The organism is Flavobacterium aquiphilum (assembly GCF_027111335.1).
GTDB lineage: Bacteria > Bacteroidota > Bacteroidia > Flavobacteriales > Flavobacteriaceae > Flavobacterium > Flavobacterium aquiphilum.
Window position 1 is genome coordinate 1102039 of the sequence record NZ_CP114288.1, and the last position, 16814, is coordinate 1118852.

The 16814-nt window shown below is 38.1% G+C and carries 9 protein-coding genes; all 9 read left to right on the forward strand.

Annotation, left to right across the window (positions count from 1 at the left end; all coding sequences use genetic code 11):
- Window positions 1-181 precede the first annotated feature (181 nt).
- The 9 genes from OZP12_RS04545 (at window position 182) to OZP12_RS04585 (ending at window position 16784) form a co-directional block, all read left to right on the forward strand.
- Complete coding sequence (locus tag OZP12_RS04545; RefSeq protein ID WP_281227867.1) at window positions 182-1246, forward strand: Gfo/Idh/MocA family protein; 1065 nt, start codon at window positions 182-184, stop codon at window positions 1244-1246.
- On the forward strand, window positions 1243-2823 hold the full coding sequence (locus OZP12_RS04550) for a sodium:solute symporter (RefSeq protein WP_281227868.1): 1581 nt from the start codon (window positions 1243-1245) through the stop codon (window positions 2821-2823). The genes OZP12_RS04545 and OZP12_RS04550 overlap by 4 nt, the downstream gene beginning before the upstream one ends.
- 159 nt (window positions 2824-2982) lie before the next feature.
- A complete protein-coding gene (locus OZP12_RS04555; protein WP_281227869.1) occupies window positions 2983-3615 on the forward strand; it encodes an NAD(P)H-dependent oxidoreductase in 633 nt (210 codons plus the stop codon).
- Window positions 3616-3641: 26 nt separating this feature from the next.
- Window positions 3642-4076, forward strand: coding sequence for a MarR family winged helix-turn-helix transcriptional regulator (locus tag OZP12_RS04560; RefSeq protein ID WP_281227870.1), 435 nt, complete (start codon window positions 3642-3644; stop codon window positions 4074-4076).
- Between the two features lie 335 nt (window positions 4077-4411).
- The gene (locus tag OZP12_RS04565; RefSeq protein WP_281227871.1) at window positions 4412-6601 is read left to right on the forward strand and encodes an alpha-L-rhamnosidase-related protein; all 2190 of its coding nucleotides are present in this window, start codon (window positions 4412-4414) and stop codon (window positions 6599-6601) included.
- A 216-nt stretch (window positions 6602-6817) separates the two neighbouring features.
- Window positions 6818-8476, forward strand: coding sequence for a glycoside hydrolase family protein (locus tag OZP12_RS04570; RefSeq protein WP_281227872.1), 1659 nt, complete (start codon window positions 6818-6820; stop codon window positions 8474-8476).
- Between the two features lie 127 nt (window positions 8477-8603).
- A complete protein-coding gene (locus OZP12_RS04575) occupies window positions 8604-9734 on the forward strand; it encodes a glycoside hydrolase family protein (RefSeq protein WP_281227873.1) in 1131 nt (376 codons plus the stop codon).
- Between the two features lie 123 nt (window positions 9735-9857).
- Window positions 9858-13172 carry a glycoside hydrolase family 2 TIM barrel-domain containing protein gene (locus tag OZP12_RS04580; protein ID WP_281227874.1) on the forward strand — a complete coding sequence of 1105 codons (3315 nt, stop codon included), beginning with the start codon at window positions 9858-9860 and terminating at the stop codon, window positions 13170-13172.
- Window positions 13173-13376: 204 nt separating this feature from the next.
- Window positions 13377-16784 carry a glycosyl hydrolase gene (locus tag OZP12_RS04585; protein ID WP_281227875.1) on the forward strand — a complete coding sequence of 1136 codons (3408 nt, stop codon included), beginning with the start codon at window positions 13377-13379 and terminating at the stop codon, window positions 16782-16784.
- The last annotated feature ends 30 nt before the right edge of the window (window positions 16785-16814 follow it).

Consider the following 16814-nt stretch of genomic DNA (forward strand, 5'->3'; position numbering starts at 1 on the left):
TCTTTTTCTTTAAGCTAAAAATTGCATTTTTTGGCCAATTAAATAAAAGACAAAAACAGATTAAAGTCTTTTTAGGATTTTTTAATTTATTGAAAATTAAATGTTTGAATAGTTTCTAACGAGGTTTTAAAACCTGTTGGGCTTTCACGAAACAATTGTAAAACTTTTAAACCAAAAGCAAATGTTAAAAATAGCAATACTAGGACTTGGAGAAGGACGAAGCACGATGTCGGCCGCTTTAGAAAGTTCAAAATTAGAACTTGTCAAAATATGCGACAGAAACGAAGACTTATGCAAGCAAAGAGCAAAAGAGTTTGATTTTTATTCTTTTACCACCAATTACGATGATTTATTGAATGATTCCGCAATCGATATAGTTGCGATTTATACGCCGGATCATTTGCATGCCCAACACGTCAAACAAGCTTTGTTGGCTGGAAAACACGTGGTTTGCACCAAGCCTTTTATCGATGATTTATCGGATGCTAAGGAATTGTTGGAACTAAGTAAAACAACTGGAAAAAAGGTTTTTATCGGACAAAGTTCCCGTTTTTTTGAGCCTGCAAAAAGACAAAGAGCCGATTATGAGGCGGGTTTAATAGGCGATTTAATTACAATTGAAGCCCAATACCACGCCGATCACAGATGGTTTTTGAAGAAAGAATGGTCACTTTTGCAATCGTTCAAATGGTTATACGGTGGTTTGAGTCATCCTGTTGATTTCATAAGATGGTATTTGCCAAACATTGAAGAAGTGATGGGTTACGGAATGATCAGCAGCAACGGAAAATCGGCGGGATTGAAGAATGAAGATACAATGCATTTTATTTTCAAAGCGACCGACGGAAGAATTGCGAGAGTGAGTGGTGTTTATACTTCGCCAACACAGCCAGCCCAAAGAGACAGCGGAATGAGCACTATTTTGAGAGCCACCGAAGGCGCCAGCCAAGCCGATTACCACGAATTGCGTTATGCGGTTACCGATAAAACCGGAGAAGAAAAAGTAATCACTTGGGGCGATAGCACTTTGAAATATTATTTCCGTTTTGAAGGACAAAGCCATCACGGCGGAGAATACCAAAACTATTTAGAATATTTTGTTGATAGTATCGAGCAAGGTTTTACGGCTTATCCTGATATGGAAGAAGGCATTGGGACTGTGGCTTTACTTCAAGCAATGGATAAATCTTTACAAACCGGAATGCCAGTAAAAATCGCTGATGTTCTTAACGAATACGGACTATGAACAGCATCTACGATAAGTTAACGACCCTTGATTTTATCATTGTTGCTGTTTATTTGGTGACCTTATTGATTATTGGTTATGTGGTGAGCGTCAAGCAAAGCAAGAAGAACGAAACGCTTTTTATGGCGGGAAATTCCCTGAACTGGTACAATATTGGGTTTAATATGTGGGGGACAAATGTGGGACCTTCGTCTTTATTGGCTTTTGCCAGTATTGGTTACGCGACGGGAATCGTGGCCGGAAATTTTGAGTGGTATGCTTTCGTTTTTTTATTGCTTTTGGCCATTGTTTTTGCACCGCGTTACATTGCGAGCAAAGTGAGTACAATGCCCGAATATATGGGAAAACGTTATGGCGACAGTACACAGACGATTTTGGCCTGGTATGCGATGGTGAAAATTTTGGTAAGTTGGTTGTCGTTGGGATTGTTTAGCGGAGGCGTTTTGGTGCGTCAGATTTTAGGAATCCCGATGTGGCAGAGTGTTACCGTTTTAGTGATTTTTTCCGGGATTTTTACATTTGCCGGAGGCTTGAAAGCTATTGCCAAAGTGAATGTTTTCCAAATGATTTTATTGATTGTCGTTTCGCTTACCTTATCATATTTAGGATTGCAAAAAGTGGGCGGAATAGATGTTTTAATATCGAAAACACCTTCCAATTTTTGGAATTTGGTTCGCCCTTCAGATGATGCGCATTATCCGTGGCCAGCTATTTTATTGGGTTATCCAGTAGCTGCAGTAGCTTTTTTCTGTACCGATCAATCGATGGTTCAGAGTGTTTTGGGAGCGAAGAATCTGGAGCAGGGGCAATTGGGGGTGAATTTTATTGGTTGGCTAAAAGTGTTGGCTTTGCCGTTGTTTATTTTACCAGGAATTTTATGTTCGGTTTTGTTTCCCGAGTTGGGCAAAAACTCCGATTTGGCTTATATGACAATGGTGACCAATTTATTTCCAAGCGGAATGAACGGTTTGGTTATTTGTGTGATGATTGCTGTTTTGGTTGGGACAATTGGTTCATCGCTTAATGCTTTAAGTACCGTTTTTACCAATGATATTTATGTAAAAAAAATCAATCCGACAGCCTCGATCAAAGAGCAAATTAAAATTGGTCGTATAACTGTTGCGGCGGGTTGTGTTTTTGCGATCCTTATAGCCGTTGCGATTGATAATATTAAAGGACAGAATTTATTCAACATTTTTCAAGCAGTTTTGGGTTTTTTAGCACCGTCATTGTCGGTAGTTTTTCTGTTGAGTATTTTCTGGAAACGCACCACCAAAAGAGCCGTGAATGCAACGCTTTCCTGGGGTTCGGCTTTTAGTTTGTCTGTTGGAGTTTTATATTTGTGGATTTTCCCTGCCGATGTTTATAAAATTTGGCCTCACTTTTTATTAATATCGTTTTACATTTTTGTGGTTTTGATGGTTGCTGCAGTTGCAATTTCATTACTGGACAAAAATCCCGAAACCAATTTTATCAGTGAGGCCGATGTGCCAAAAACCAGTAAACGAGTGAAAATATTATTCGCTTTATTGGGATTGGTAATTTTGAGTTTGTACCTTATTTTTAATGGTAATTGATTCAGCCTTCGAAGTAAAAAAGTAGCTTCCATTTATGAAGCTACTTTTTTTTATTCCAACTTTAAAACATATTTAACACAATTAAATTGTATGCAATTTAATTTACCGCTAGTTTTGTGCTTGACTTTTAAATAGAACTTAATTTTAAAAAAATAGGCAATGGCATTATTGGATGATTTAAACTGGCGACATGCTGTAAAAGCATATGATGCAACCAAAAAAGTAGCAGCGAATGATTTAGAAAAAATTTTAGAATCGGCTCGATTGGCACCTACTTCATCAGGTTTACAGCCTTTTAGAGTAATTGTTGTGGAAAATCAGGATTTGAAAGAAAAAATGGTACAAGGGGCATTAAATCCTGAAGTAATGCGTGATTGTTCTCACGTTTTGGTTTTTGCGGCTTGGGATGCGTACACTCCCGAAAAAATAGATAAAGTATATGATTACCATACTGATGTAAGAGATTTGCCTAGAGGGCGTTTTAGCAGTTATACAGATATGATTAAAAAAATCTATGGAGCACAAACTCCTGAAGAACATTTTGCGCATACCGCTCGTCAAACGTATATTGCGCTTGGTTTGGCAATGGCTCAGGCTGCCGAATTAAAGATTGATTCTACACCGGCAGAAGGTTTTAATAATGCTGTAGTTGATGAGATTTTAAATTTAAAAGAATTGGGATTAAAAAGTGTTTCGTTGCTTTATTTGGGTTATAGAGATGAACCTAAAGATTGGCTTTCAAATATGAAAAAAGTTAGAATCCCGATGGATGAATTCATTATAAAAATGTAATTTAAAAATAACTAGTTTCAAGATAGATGCAAGATTTCAATTCGTTACAATTAAGCCAGCAGCTTTGTTTTCCGCTTTATGTTGTGGCTAAAGAAATTATTGGCTTATATAGACCTTTTTTAGAAGAGTTGGATATTACTTATTCACAATATCTTGTATTAATGGTGCTTTGGGAACAACAAGGTTTAACTGTAAACCAAATTGGTGAAAAACTCTATTTGGATAGTGGCACACTGACTCCGTTACTAAAACGCTTAGAAAAAAAAGGTTTTATTATTAGAAAACGAAAAAAAGAAGATGAAAGGGTTGTCGAGGTTTTCTTGGATAAAGCTGGATTAGATCTAAAAGAAAAGGCTTGTAAAATACCTGGAAAGTTAGTAGAAAAACTCAATTTGTCTTCCAATGATTATATTGAGATTAAAGATTCAATTCAAAAAATAATGAGCAAATTGATTTCTTAGTTTTTTATATCTTATAAAATAAGAAAACCGTTTCGATGTAGAAACGGTTTTTTTGCTTCAAAATAAAGTCTTCCATATATATTTCCGGATTTAATCTTGCGATTATTTTACTTCGGAATTTTGATTTGTAAATATTGTAGCATATTTATAACTAGGGACTTGTAATTTGGTAATTTTATTGTTGATTATTATCTTCAATAAAATTACGAAAAAAGGAAGTTGTTATTTAATCTGTTTCTGAGAGTGAAAGCATGAATTATTTCAGGACAGTACAGGATAGTGCAGGTTAGTAAATGTAAAAATAACACTTATCTTTAGTCCCTAAATATATTCTTATGCAAAAACGTTTTTTACATTTTAATAGATTAGTCGTTTTTATTGTCATGTTTTCTTCGGTCTCTTTGTTAGCCCAAGAAACTAAACCAGCCACTTGGATTTGGTATCCAGGTGATTTTGAAGTTTGGTTAAGCAATAAAATGCAGGTAAGACGTACAGATCGCGAAGCAGTATTTCCACCACTTTGGCAATATTATAGTCCTTATTCTTTGGTAACTTTTCAAGCAGAAGTTGATATTCCGCAACCGGACGAAGTAAAAATATATTCGGAGGGATCTTTCCAATTAATTTTAGACGGAGTTCAGGTTTACGGACAACCAAAATCATTAAAAATTCCTGCCGGGAAGCATAAAATTTCCTTTAAAGTATATAATCAGGAAGTGTTGCCGGCTATTTATATTGCTGGTAAATATGTTAAGTCTGATGCGTCCTGGAAGGTGACCGATGAAGACAAACTTTGGATTGATGAAAATGGAAAAGCACAACAATCCGGTACGCCTTGGGTGCCTGTTGGTTCTTGGAATTTTGATGCGCCAGAGCATAAACCTTCTGGGTTTAAGCTAACAACCCAACCTTGGAATGCAAAAAAAACAGAAAAAATTGGAACTGGTCAATTGGTAGATTTTGGTAAAGAAACTTTTGGTTACATTAAAATTCACGGTTTAAAAGGAAAAGGCAAAGTGGCTCTTTATTATGGCGAGTCTCGTGAGGAAGCACTGGATACTGCCAAATGTGAAACATTAGACCATTTATCTTTTGGTGGAAATCAGCCTGAAACCTACACACATAATGGTTCCAAAGCATTTCGATATGTTCGGGTTCAAGCAGATCCAACAGTAAAATATGATTCTATTTCGATGCTTTACGAATATTTGCCATTGGACTATCGTGGTGCATTCAAATCTTCGGATCAAGAATTGAATAAAATTTGGGATGTGTCGGCTTACACGATGCATTTAACTTCCCGCGAATTTTTTATAGACGGGATTAAACGCGATCGCTGGGTTTGGTCCGGCGACGCTTATCAAAGTTATTTAATGAATTATTATTTATTCTTTGATTCGGCTTCCGTAGAACGAACGCTGTTGGCGCTTCGAGGCAAAGAACCTGTGACAGCTCACGTAAATATCATTATGGATTATTCGCTGTATTGGTTTGTGGGTGTTTACGATTACTATTTACACACTGGCGACACGAAATTTATCAAAACTTTTTATCCACGAATGAAATCATTGATGGAGTTCTGTTTAAAAAGAAGAAACGCAAACGGATTCCTGGAACCATTGGAAGGCGATTGGGTTTTTATTGATTGGGCGAACGGATTACCAAAAACCGGCGAGGTTAGTTTTGAACAAATGCTTTTGGCAAGAAGTTTAGAGGCTATGGCTGTTAGTGCTAAAATTGCAGGTGAAAATGAAGACCAAAAACAGTATCAAAAATTAGCATCTGATTTAAAAACAAAACTATTTGATGTGTTTTGGGATAAAAAAGAAAACGTGATGAAGCATCAGCGTATCGACGGTAAAATGCAGGATATTGTAACTAGATACGCTAATATGTTCGGTATTTTTTTCAATTATTTTAATGAAGAACAAAAACAAAGCATCAAAAATAAGGTGTTGCTCAATGATAAGATTCTTAAAATCACAACACCTTATATGCGTTTTTACGAGTTGGAAGCCTTGTGCGCTATGGGCGAACAGAATTATGTTTTAAAAGAAATGAAAAACTATTGGGGCGGAATGTTAAACGAGGGTGCAACCTCTTTCTGGGAAGAATACAACCCTAGCAAAAAAGGTGCGGAACATTTAGCGATGTATGGACGTCCTTATGGAAAAAGTCTTTGCCACGCTTGGGGTTCTAGTCCGATCTATTTGTTAGGAAAATATTATTTGGGCGTAAAACCAACCGCTCCTGGATATTCGGAATACGAAATCAAACCAAATCTTGGCGGATTGCAATGGATGGAAGGAAAAGTGCCAACGCCAAAAGGGGAAGTAAGCGTATATTGCAGTACCAAAGAAATTAAGGTAAAAGCTGCTGAAGGAGAAGGAAAATTGATTTTTGAAAGTTCGAGTAAACCAAAAGTAAGTTCGGGTACGATTACCGAATTGGCAAAAAATAAATACCAATTGACGGTTCAACCGAATGTGGAATATAAAATTAGTTATAAAGTTTTGGCTAAATAATTTTTAGAAAAAGTTACAAATAATGACCTCGTAGAGGTGTACTGTTTGTAGCCAATTTATAAAATCTAGCAAAAGCTCCGTAGGAGCGACCTAAAAAACAATTAATACAGACCGCACCTACGGAGCTTCGTAAATTGGCAATAATTCTTGCTATAAACAGTACACCTCTACGAGGTTTAATGCGAATGCTTGAGGACGGACAAATTATATTAAAAAATGATGCAAAAAATTAAACCTATATTTTTATTCATATTGTTTTTGGGCTTTTCAGTTTCAGCCCAAAATACACCTTGGCAATCCGCTTCTTTTGAAATAATAAAATCCAATTACAAAACATTCAAAACAACGCAATACGCACACGTTTTTTCGGGAAGCAAACACAATATTGTAGGTTTGGCTCCGGAATTGGAGGGTTTAACGGGTGTTGAACTTCCTTTGGATTCCTATAAAAAAGGGACAAACTCATCTTTGCAGTTAAAATTCAAAGAACCGGTTCAGGTTTTGGTTGGCGTTTTTCAGGAATCAGATAATGCTGCGTATCTTCAGCCGAATGCAGTAACAAACGGAAAATTGATACTTGAAAATGGAGTTACGATTACTGGATTGGCTCCCGTAAATATTTATGCCATCGCTTTCGCAAAAGGAACGCACACGATTTTGCCAAATACTAAAGGATTGTTTGCCATTTTGGGAGTGGTGAAAAGCAACCAACAATTGGCAACGAGAAATGCCGAAAAATTAGATGGAAGATTATGGAATCCAACCTATATCATTGAAGGATTCTCGGATGAAAAGCCACTTTTTGAAATTATCGGAGGAGAAAACAAAGCAGTTATCGATGAAGGAATGCCCGGAACGGAAGGGATTCAGGGAGGTTTTGAAGGTGGACGTGTGGTGAAAGTAGGCGATACCTATCATATGTTTCCAACTGAAAGAGCGGGTGAAAAGGGAGTGGAAATGTACTACGATCGTGTAAAAACCAAAATCGGACATTGGACAAGTAAAGATGCCATTCATTGGAAAAGGGAATCAACGATTTTGCAAGCAAGCGGAACCTATGCCATTACCGAAGATGATAACCCGATGAACGATCGACGCGCTGCGATTTGGTCGTATATGCCTGTTTTTAACGAAAAGACCAACAAATGGTACGGTTATTATTTGGCCTATACGGTACACAAAGAAATTCAGCCAAACCATTCTTTTGGAAGAATTTGGCGTTGCGAATCAACTGTAGAAGGCATCAACGGAATTGGCGGGCCCTATAAAGATATCGGAATCATTATGGAACCTGGTCTGGATTCTCAACCTTGGGAAGGCCGTCAGGGCGTAGCTTCTTTTTTTCCGTATCAGGTCGGCGATAAATGGTTCGGATTTTACAGCGGCGCATATCCTTTTGAATCTTGGGCAGATTATCCGAAGAAATCAGGTAAAGGCTGGTCTGTGGCTTTGGCAGAATCCAATAGTTTGGAAGGGCCTTGGCAAAGAAAAGATAAAGGTTTACAGCCTATAAAAACGATACATCCCATATTTGTTGAAAATCCAATTGTGAGTCAGTTGCCAAATGGTTTGTACATTGCTGTTTTCGACGGAGGCCCGGAAGGTTGGGGACATCATTTGCCAAATATGATGGGGTACACACTTTCAAAAGACGGAATTAACTGGAGCGAGGCGCATTATTTGCCAATAGAAACCAAAGTCGATAAATGGTGGGATATTATGCGAACACCGCTTTGCCTTATTCCCGAAGGAAATGACGTTTATACGATTGTGTATAATGCCATCGATTTGAAAAAGAGATTTCATCCTACAGGAACGGTAAAAGTAAAATTGAACAAAGACGTGATGGATTCTAAATTGAAGGAATTAAAATAGAGTTAAGAGAATAGAACAAAGAAAAAATCTGCTAAAATCATTTTTAATCTGCGTGCAAATAAAAGAATAATTGAATCTGTGGAAATCTGTAAAATCAGTGTTATCCGTGGTCCAATAAAATTATAAAATGAAAAACTTAATTAAGAATATCCTTATAGGAATAGTAGCTTTAGCTACAGTAAGCTGTGCAACGCATTACAAAAAGCGTGAAATAACTGACTCAGTAATGCAGGAGATTTATAACGAAATTAAAACGCCTTATAAATACGGATTGGTAATGGTGCCAACGGATAACTCATATAAAATGGACTGTCCTTCTGTTTTTAGAAAAGACGGAAAATGGTTTATGACGTATCTGATTTATGACGGAAGAGGTTATGAAACTTGGCTGGCCGAAAGTAATGATTTATTGCATTGGAAACACTTGGGCAAAGTGATGTCCTTTTCTAAAGATGAATCGCATTGGGATGTGAACCAAAAAGCGGGCTATATCGCATTACAAGATTATACTTGGGGCGGTTCGTACGAGTGGAAAAAGTATGACGATAAATATTGGATGAGTTATTTTGGTGGAAACACCACAGGTTATGAAGCGGGAGTTTTATCTATCGGAATGGCTTATTCGAAAGATGTGCCAACCAAAGCACACGAATTTGACCGTTTACCGAATCCGGTTTTAACGCCAAAAGACAAAGACGCTAGATGGTGGGATAACAGTACGATGTATAAAAACTCAGTTATTGAAGATAAAGAGCGCCTCACCGGAAGCAAATTTATTATGTACTACAACGCCCGTGGCGATAGTTTAAATCCTGCTAAAGGTGCCGAGCGTATTTCTATGGCAGTATCGAACGATATGAAAACTTGGAAGCGTTATGGCAATAAACCTTTAATCAATCATCATAGGGGAATATCGGGAGATGCCTATATTCAACGTATTAACGATACTTGGGTGATGTTCTATTTTGGAGCTTTTTGGACGGGTTGGAATCAAGGTGCATTTAACCGTTTTGCCGTTTCGAATGATTTAGTAAATTGGAAAGAATGGCAAGGTGAGGATTTAGTAAAATCTTCGGAGCCTTACGATAATATGTTTGCCCATAAATCATTTGTGGTAAAATATAATGGCGTGGTCTATCATTTTTATTGCGCCGTTAACAAAGCCGAACAAAGAGGAATCGCAGTGGCAACTTCTAAGGATTTAGGGAAAAGCGAATTGAATTTTGTTGCACCGCCGGAGAAGAAAGAGAAGAAATAAGTACAAAGTATTAAGAATTAAGACAAAGTTTGTCATTCCGACGAAGGAGGAATCTCCGCGACGTGAGTAACCAACGAAGATTCCTCCTTCGTCGGAATGACAAGAACACTAAAAATAAAATCAATGTTTAAGTCAATTCATATTCATAATTTTTTAAGGTTTCGATTTTCGATACTATTTTCTTTGTTCGTTACTTGCGCAATACAGGCGCAACTCGTTACAGGCGAACCTGCGGGAGTTCCAAAAATTCCACAAAAATATGTAGATATGCCTTGGGAAAATCCAATGGTAACCAGTATCAACAGACAAAAGGCTAGAGCAACGGCTTATTCGTATGCTACTGTTGCCGATGCTTTGGAAGGAAACAGAAATAAAAGCAGGATTAAAGTTTTGAATGGCGAATGGGATTTCAAATTTGCCAAAAATCTAAAAGAAGCACCTCAGGATTTTTACAAAAGTGAGGTTCAAGGTTGGAATAAAATTGAAGTTCCATCCAATTGGGAATTAAAAGGTTACGGAATGGCCATTTATAAAAGTGCCGTGTATTCATTTCGACCGGTTAATCCGCCTTTTGTTCCCGAAGATGACAATCCAATTGGTTCGTACCAACGCAAATTTACCGTACCCGAGAATTGGGATGGAATGACAGTTACGCTTCATTTTGGAGGGGTGAGTTCTGCATTTCAAGTTTGGGTAAACGGACAATTTTTGGGCTATGGACAAGACAGCTGCAATTCGTCCGAATTTAATATCACGCCTTATCTCAAGAAAGGCGAAAATATAGTGTCGGTTCGTGTTTTTCGTTATAGCGATGGTTCGTATCTCGAAGACCAGGACCATTGGCGTTTGAGCGGAATCCAACGCGAAGTTTTTATTATGGCAGAGCCAAAATTACGCATTGCCGATTTTTTCGTGCAAACCAAATTGGACAAAAAATACGAAGATGCGGTTTTTCAATTGCGTCCAAGATTGGATAATTTTACAGGCGATACCATCAAAAAACAAACTTTTGAAGTGCAGTTGTACGATACGCAAAACAAACCCGTATTCGAAAAACCATTGGTTCGAAAAGCTTCAGAAATAATTAGCGAAGTATCACCACGCTTGGATAAAGTGCGTTTCGGATTTTTTCAGGAAACTATCAAAAATCCATTGAAATGGAGTGCCGAAAAACCAAATTTATACACTTTGGTAATGACGCTCAAAAATGAGGACGGAACCACAACCGAAGTAAAAAGCTGTAAAGTTGGTTTTCGTTCTATCGAATTTTCGAAAGAAAACAGCAAAATGCTCATCAACGGAAAAGAGACTTATGTTTATGGAGTCAATCATCACGGGCATCATCCCGTTCGTGGCGAAGCGGTAAACCATCAGGATTTGGAAGAAGACGTGAAATTGATGAAAAAATTCAATTTCAATTTTGTACGAACTTCTCACTTTCCCGACGATCCGTATTTCTATGAATTGTGTGATAAATATGGTTTGATGGTGATGGATGAAGCCAATTTGGAAACCCACGGACTAGGCGGATTTTTGAGCAATGATCCCCAATGGACACACGCTTATATGGAACGAATGACCCGAATGGTGGAACGAGACAAAAACCATCCGAGTATTGTGATGTGGAGTTTGGGTAACGAATCAGGTAAAGGACCCAACCACGCAGCAATGGCCGGTTGGACTCACGATTATGATATTACACGACCAGTGCATTACGAACCGGCACAAGGAAATCCAAGATTAGACGGGTATATTGATCCTTTGGATCCGCGCTATCCCAAAACGGTCGATCATTCGCATCGATTTGAAAACCCACAAGACGAACCTTATGTGGATATCGTGAGCCGTTTTTATCCGGGTATTTTTACACCAAAGTTTTTGGTCGATCAACATAAAGACACAAGACCTATTTTGTTTGTGGAATATTCACATTCAATGGGGAATTCAACCGGAAATTTAAAAGAATTGTGGGATGAATTCCGCTCGACGCCAAGAGTTATTGGCGGTTGTATTTGGGATTTAAAAGACCAAGGATTGCTTCTTAAAGATCCAAAAACAGGACAAGACTATTTTGGTTACGGAGGTGATTTTGGAGAAAAAAAACACGATGGCAATTTTAACATCAACGGAATGGTTGCGCCTGACGGAAGACCAAAAGCGGCGATGTTTGAAAACAAATGGATTTATCAGCCGGCAGTTACCACTTTTGAAAATAATACACTTTTAAAAATTCACAACCGACAAGTGGTTCAAAATTTGAGTGATTTTATTCCGGTGATAAAAGTTTTGGAAAACGGCACTATCATCAAAGAAGTGGTGCTAAAACCGATGGATGTTCCTGCAGGAAGTGATTTGGTTTTGGATGTTAAGTCCTATTTTCCAAAAATGAAAAAGGATTCGGAATACTTTTTGAACATCGAATTTCAACTTTCCAAAGATGAATTTTGGGCTTCAAAAGGCTATGCCGTTGCCACCGATCAGTTTTTGTTGCAAAAGAAAGAAACGCAGGTTTCCTTGGTACCTTCGACAGAGAAAATTGCCGTTGCAGAAACGCCAACCGATTTTACACTCAAAGGGAAAGAATATGCGATTGTAATCAGTAAAACAAATGGAGCCTTAACTTCCTATCAATATAAAAAAGAAGAGCAGGTTTTTGGGCCGTTATTGCCTAATTTTACTAGGCCGCTTACTGACAATGACCGCAAAGGTTGGAAACCCAATAAAATCTTGAAACAATGGTACAATGCGGTACCAAAATTGACTAATGTGGCAATGGAGCGAATGGGCAGTGAAGTCAAAATCAGCAGTACTTATGAAGTCATTAAAGACAGCGCCCAAGTTCGGGTTGATTACGTAATTCAGCCGAGTGGGGTTATTAAAGTCAATTATAATTTGAATGCCAATACAGCCTTGCCAAAAATTCCAAAAGTGGGAATGCAGATGGGAATTCAAAAAGAATTTGACCAAATTTCGTGGTACGGAAAAGGCGAATTGGAAAACTATATCGATCGCAGTTTTGGTTTTACCGTTGGAAAATATTCGTTGCCGATTAATCAATTTATCGAGCCGTATGTAAAACCACAAGAAAATGCTAACCGTACAGGAGTTAGATGGATGGCATTCTCGACGCCACAAAAGACCAAGGGATTATTAGTTGTAAATGACACAAAGGTTTTGAGTATGAGTGCGTGGCCTTTTACACAGCAAAATTTAAACGAAGCCAAACATACTTTCGACCTTAAAAACCCGGGATTTTTAACGATAAATATCGATTTAATCCAAATGGGAGTGGGTGGAAATGACAGTTGGTCGCCTGTGTCAAGGCCTATAGAAAAATATGAAATTCCTTCGGGAGATTATCAATACAGTTTTTATTTAGTCCCTTTTGCGGAAGCGAAAAATGGATTAGAAAGCAGTTTGAAGAGATTTAAGTATTAGTATATTCCTAACAGGTTTTAAAACCTGTTAGGTATTTTTATTTATAGAAGTTAAAGATACAGTTTGTCATTCCGAGGAAGGAGGAATCACACTAGAAATTCCACAAAGTTAGGCTCAACGTGTGTGATTTGCTCCGCCTGTTCGCTATCGCTCGGGTCTCGTTCCTCGAAATGACAAAGAGAATGGTTAAAAAAAACAACAACAATGTTTCAAAAAAAACACCTCTTTTTTATTTTACTTCTTGCAGGATTGGCTTCCGCACAGGAAAATCCTAAAAAAGAAAACACCTCTTTTCAACCAACCATAGAAACCTCAAGACCTTGGGTTTATTGGTATTGGATGCAGAGCGCTTACTCCAAAGAAGGCATTACCGCCGATTTGGAAGCGATGAAACAAGCCGGAATTGGCGGTGCTTATTTAATGACGATTAAAGGCCCTTCAAATCCACCATTGATGGATCCGCCCGTTTTGCAATTGAGCAAAGAATTTTGGAATTTGGTATATTGGGCATTGACAGAAGCTGACCGATTAGGCGTGAAAATTGCTTTTCATCCTGCAGATGGTTTTGCCGTTGCCGGTGGGCCTTGGATAACACCCGAAACGTCGATGCAAAAAGTGGTATGGAAGGATACTATCATTATCGGAAACCAATTTAGAAAACTGAAATTGGCTGTTCCTAACCATTACAAAGATTACTATAAAGACATCGCCACTTTTGCCATTCCGGTTAAAGAAAGTTTTGAGACTTCGGAAAAAAAACACCCAAAAATCACGTCAAGCTTGGGCAATTTTGACGCATCGTTTTTAAACGATTCAAAGAAAGACGATCAATTTAGGTTAAAGGAAAAAGGATGGGTTCAATACGAATTTGATCAGCCGTTTTTGTGCAAATCTGTTCAAATTGAAACCAAAGGGAATAATTACCAAGCGCATCGTTTAATTGTTGAAGTGAGCGATGACGGCGTTAATTTCAAAAGCCTTGGACGATTAGCCACACCACGTCAAGGTTGGCAAGATACGGATGCCTTTTACACTCACAGTATCGTACCAACAAAAGCGAAATATTTCCGTTTTGTTTACGATCCCGAAGGAAGTGAACCCGGAGCCGAAGATTTGGATCCCGCAAAATGGAATCAGGGATTGAAAGTCGCCAAAATCTATTTGTCAAATGAGCCGCTGATTGATAATTATCAAGGAAAATCGGGAGCAATTTGGCGTTTGAGTCCACAAGTAACCGAAAAGGAAATCAACAGTTCCGATTGTGTTGATTTGGCAAAAATGATCAATATTTCGAAGTTTGTTGATGCCAATGGAATATTGGATTGGAAAGCTCCATCCAAAGGGAATTGGCGAATCATTCGTTTTGGATACACGTCAACTGGACACGAAAATGCAACGGCAGGCGGTGGAAGAGGATTGGAAGTGGATAAATTTAATGTTGATGCCGTTCGTTTTCAATTGGATCATTGGTTCGGCGAAATGTTGAGAACTGCAGGGCCTGAACTGGCTTCCAAAGTGGTCAAAATTCTCCATATGGATAGCTGGGAATGCGGTAGCCAAAACTGGTCTCCTGTTTTTCAAGCCGAATTTAAAAAACGAAGAGGCTATGATATTGTAACCTATTTGCCGGTTATGGCTGGAATTCCTGTTGAGAATATTGAAACTTCGGAGAAAGTATTATATGATGTCCGAAAAACGATTTCAGAATTAATCGCAGAAAACTTTTTTGGAACATTAAAAGGAATTGCAAAAGACGCCAATGTAAAATTCAGTTCAGAGAATGTCGCGCCAACAATGATGAGCGACGGGCTTTTACACTTTAAATACGTTGATTATCCGAGTGGGGAATTTTGGCTGAAAAGCCCAACCCACGATAAGCCCAATGATATGCTCGATGCCATTTCGGGAGGGCATATTTATGGTAAAGATATCATTCAGGCCGAAGCTTTTACGGCTTTAAAAATGGACTGGGACGAACATCCCGGAAACCTAAAAGTGGTTGCGGATCGCAATTACGCACTCGGAATTAACCGATTTTTCTATCACGTTTTTGTGCATAATCCGTGGATAGACAGAAAGCCCGGAATGACGCTGGATGGTATCGGTTCTTTTTTTCAAAGAGACCAAACCTGGTGGAAACCCGGGAAAGCTTGGGTGGATTATTGCCAAAGAGTGCAGTTTCAGTTGCAAAAAGGAAAGCCGGTAATTGATTTGGCTGTTTTTATTGGTGATGATTTGCCTTCAAGAGCGGTGCTTCCGGATAGATTGGTGCCGTTTATTCCGAATGTTTTTGGAAAAGATCGCCTGGAAAGTGAAGCCATTAGATTGAAAAACGAAGGTCAGCCTAGCATTAAAATGCCGAAAGAGGTTAGTTCGACTAAAAATTCAACCGATTTGTCGCAATGGATTAACGCGATGAATGGTTATCAATATGATTCTTTCAATGCCGATGTTTTATTGAATAATGCTAAAGTCGAAAACGGAAAAGTAATTTTCAGCAACAGTATTCAGTATGGTGCTTTGCTGTTTCCGGGAAGTCACAAAATGGCGCCGAACAAAATGATTTCTTTGGCTGTTGCCAAAAAAATATTGGAATTGGTCAAAGACGGAGCAACTGTTTTCATTGACGAAAAACCGAATCTGCAACCAGGAATGTATTCAGATGCCGATCATAAAAGTTGGCAAACTACAATCGATGAAATTTGGAACAATACTTCGAATGCAACTTCGTGGAAAATAGGAAAAGGAACGATAATTAAATTGCCTTATTTAGGAAATGATTTTACTGAAATCGGAATTACTCAGGATGTCTATTTTCCAAATCTAAATAGAGCAGATTCTGAAACCATTGCCTGGACACACCGTCAATCGGATGAGGAGGATATTTACTTTTTATCGAATCAAAAAGAATCAAAAAGAACATTTGAAGCTTCGTTTCGAGTAGTCGAAAAAATCCCGCTTTGGTACAATCCGGTTACCGATAAAACTTCAGCATTGGCCAACTGGAAAATCGAAAACGGAAGAACTGTTGTTTCGATAACCTTAGATAAAAATGAATCTGGTTTTGTTATTTTTAAGGAAAAAACAAAAGAGGTTTTGGCAAAAGGCTATCAAAAAGGTTCTGAGTTTGAAAAGGTGCAGACTTTGGACGAAAACTGGGAATTACAGTTTGATTCCGAATTTAGAGGGCCAAAAGAAGTTGTGAAAACCAATAAATTGTTTGATTGGAGCACTTCGGATAATAACCAAATCAAATATTATTCGGGTACGGTTATCTATAAAAAAGAGTTTGTTTGGAACGGAAATAGTAAAGAACAATTGTGGTTGGATTTGGGTACAATCGCCAATATCGCCGAAGTTAGCATCAACGGAATAGATTGTGGTACGCTTTGGACATTTCCCTATAAAGTTGGTATTTCGCAAGCCTTGAAAAAAGGGAAAAATAGTATTGTCATCAAAATTACCAACACTTGGGCAAACCGATTGATTGGTGACGAAAAATTGCCAAAGGAACAAAGATTAACCTGGACTAACGCCCCTTTCAGATTGGAAGGAGAGCCTTTGCTGAAAGCGGGATTGCTGGGCCCGGTTACGATTGTAAAAGAAAAATAAAATAATAAATCTAACCACAGATTAAAGGAT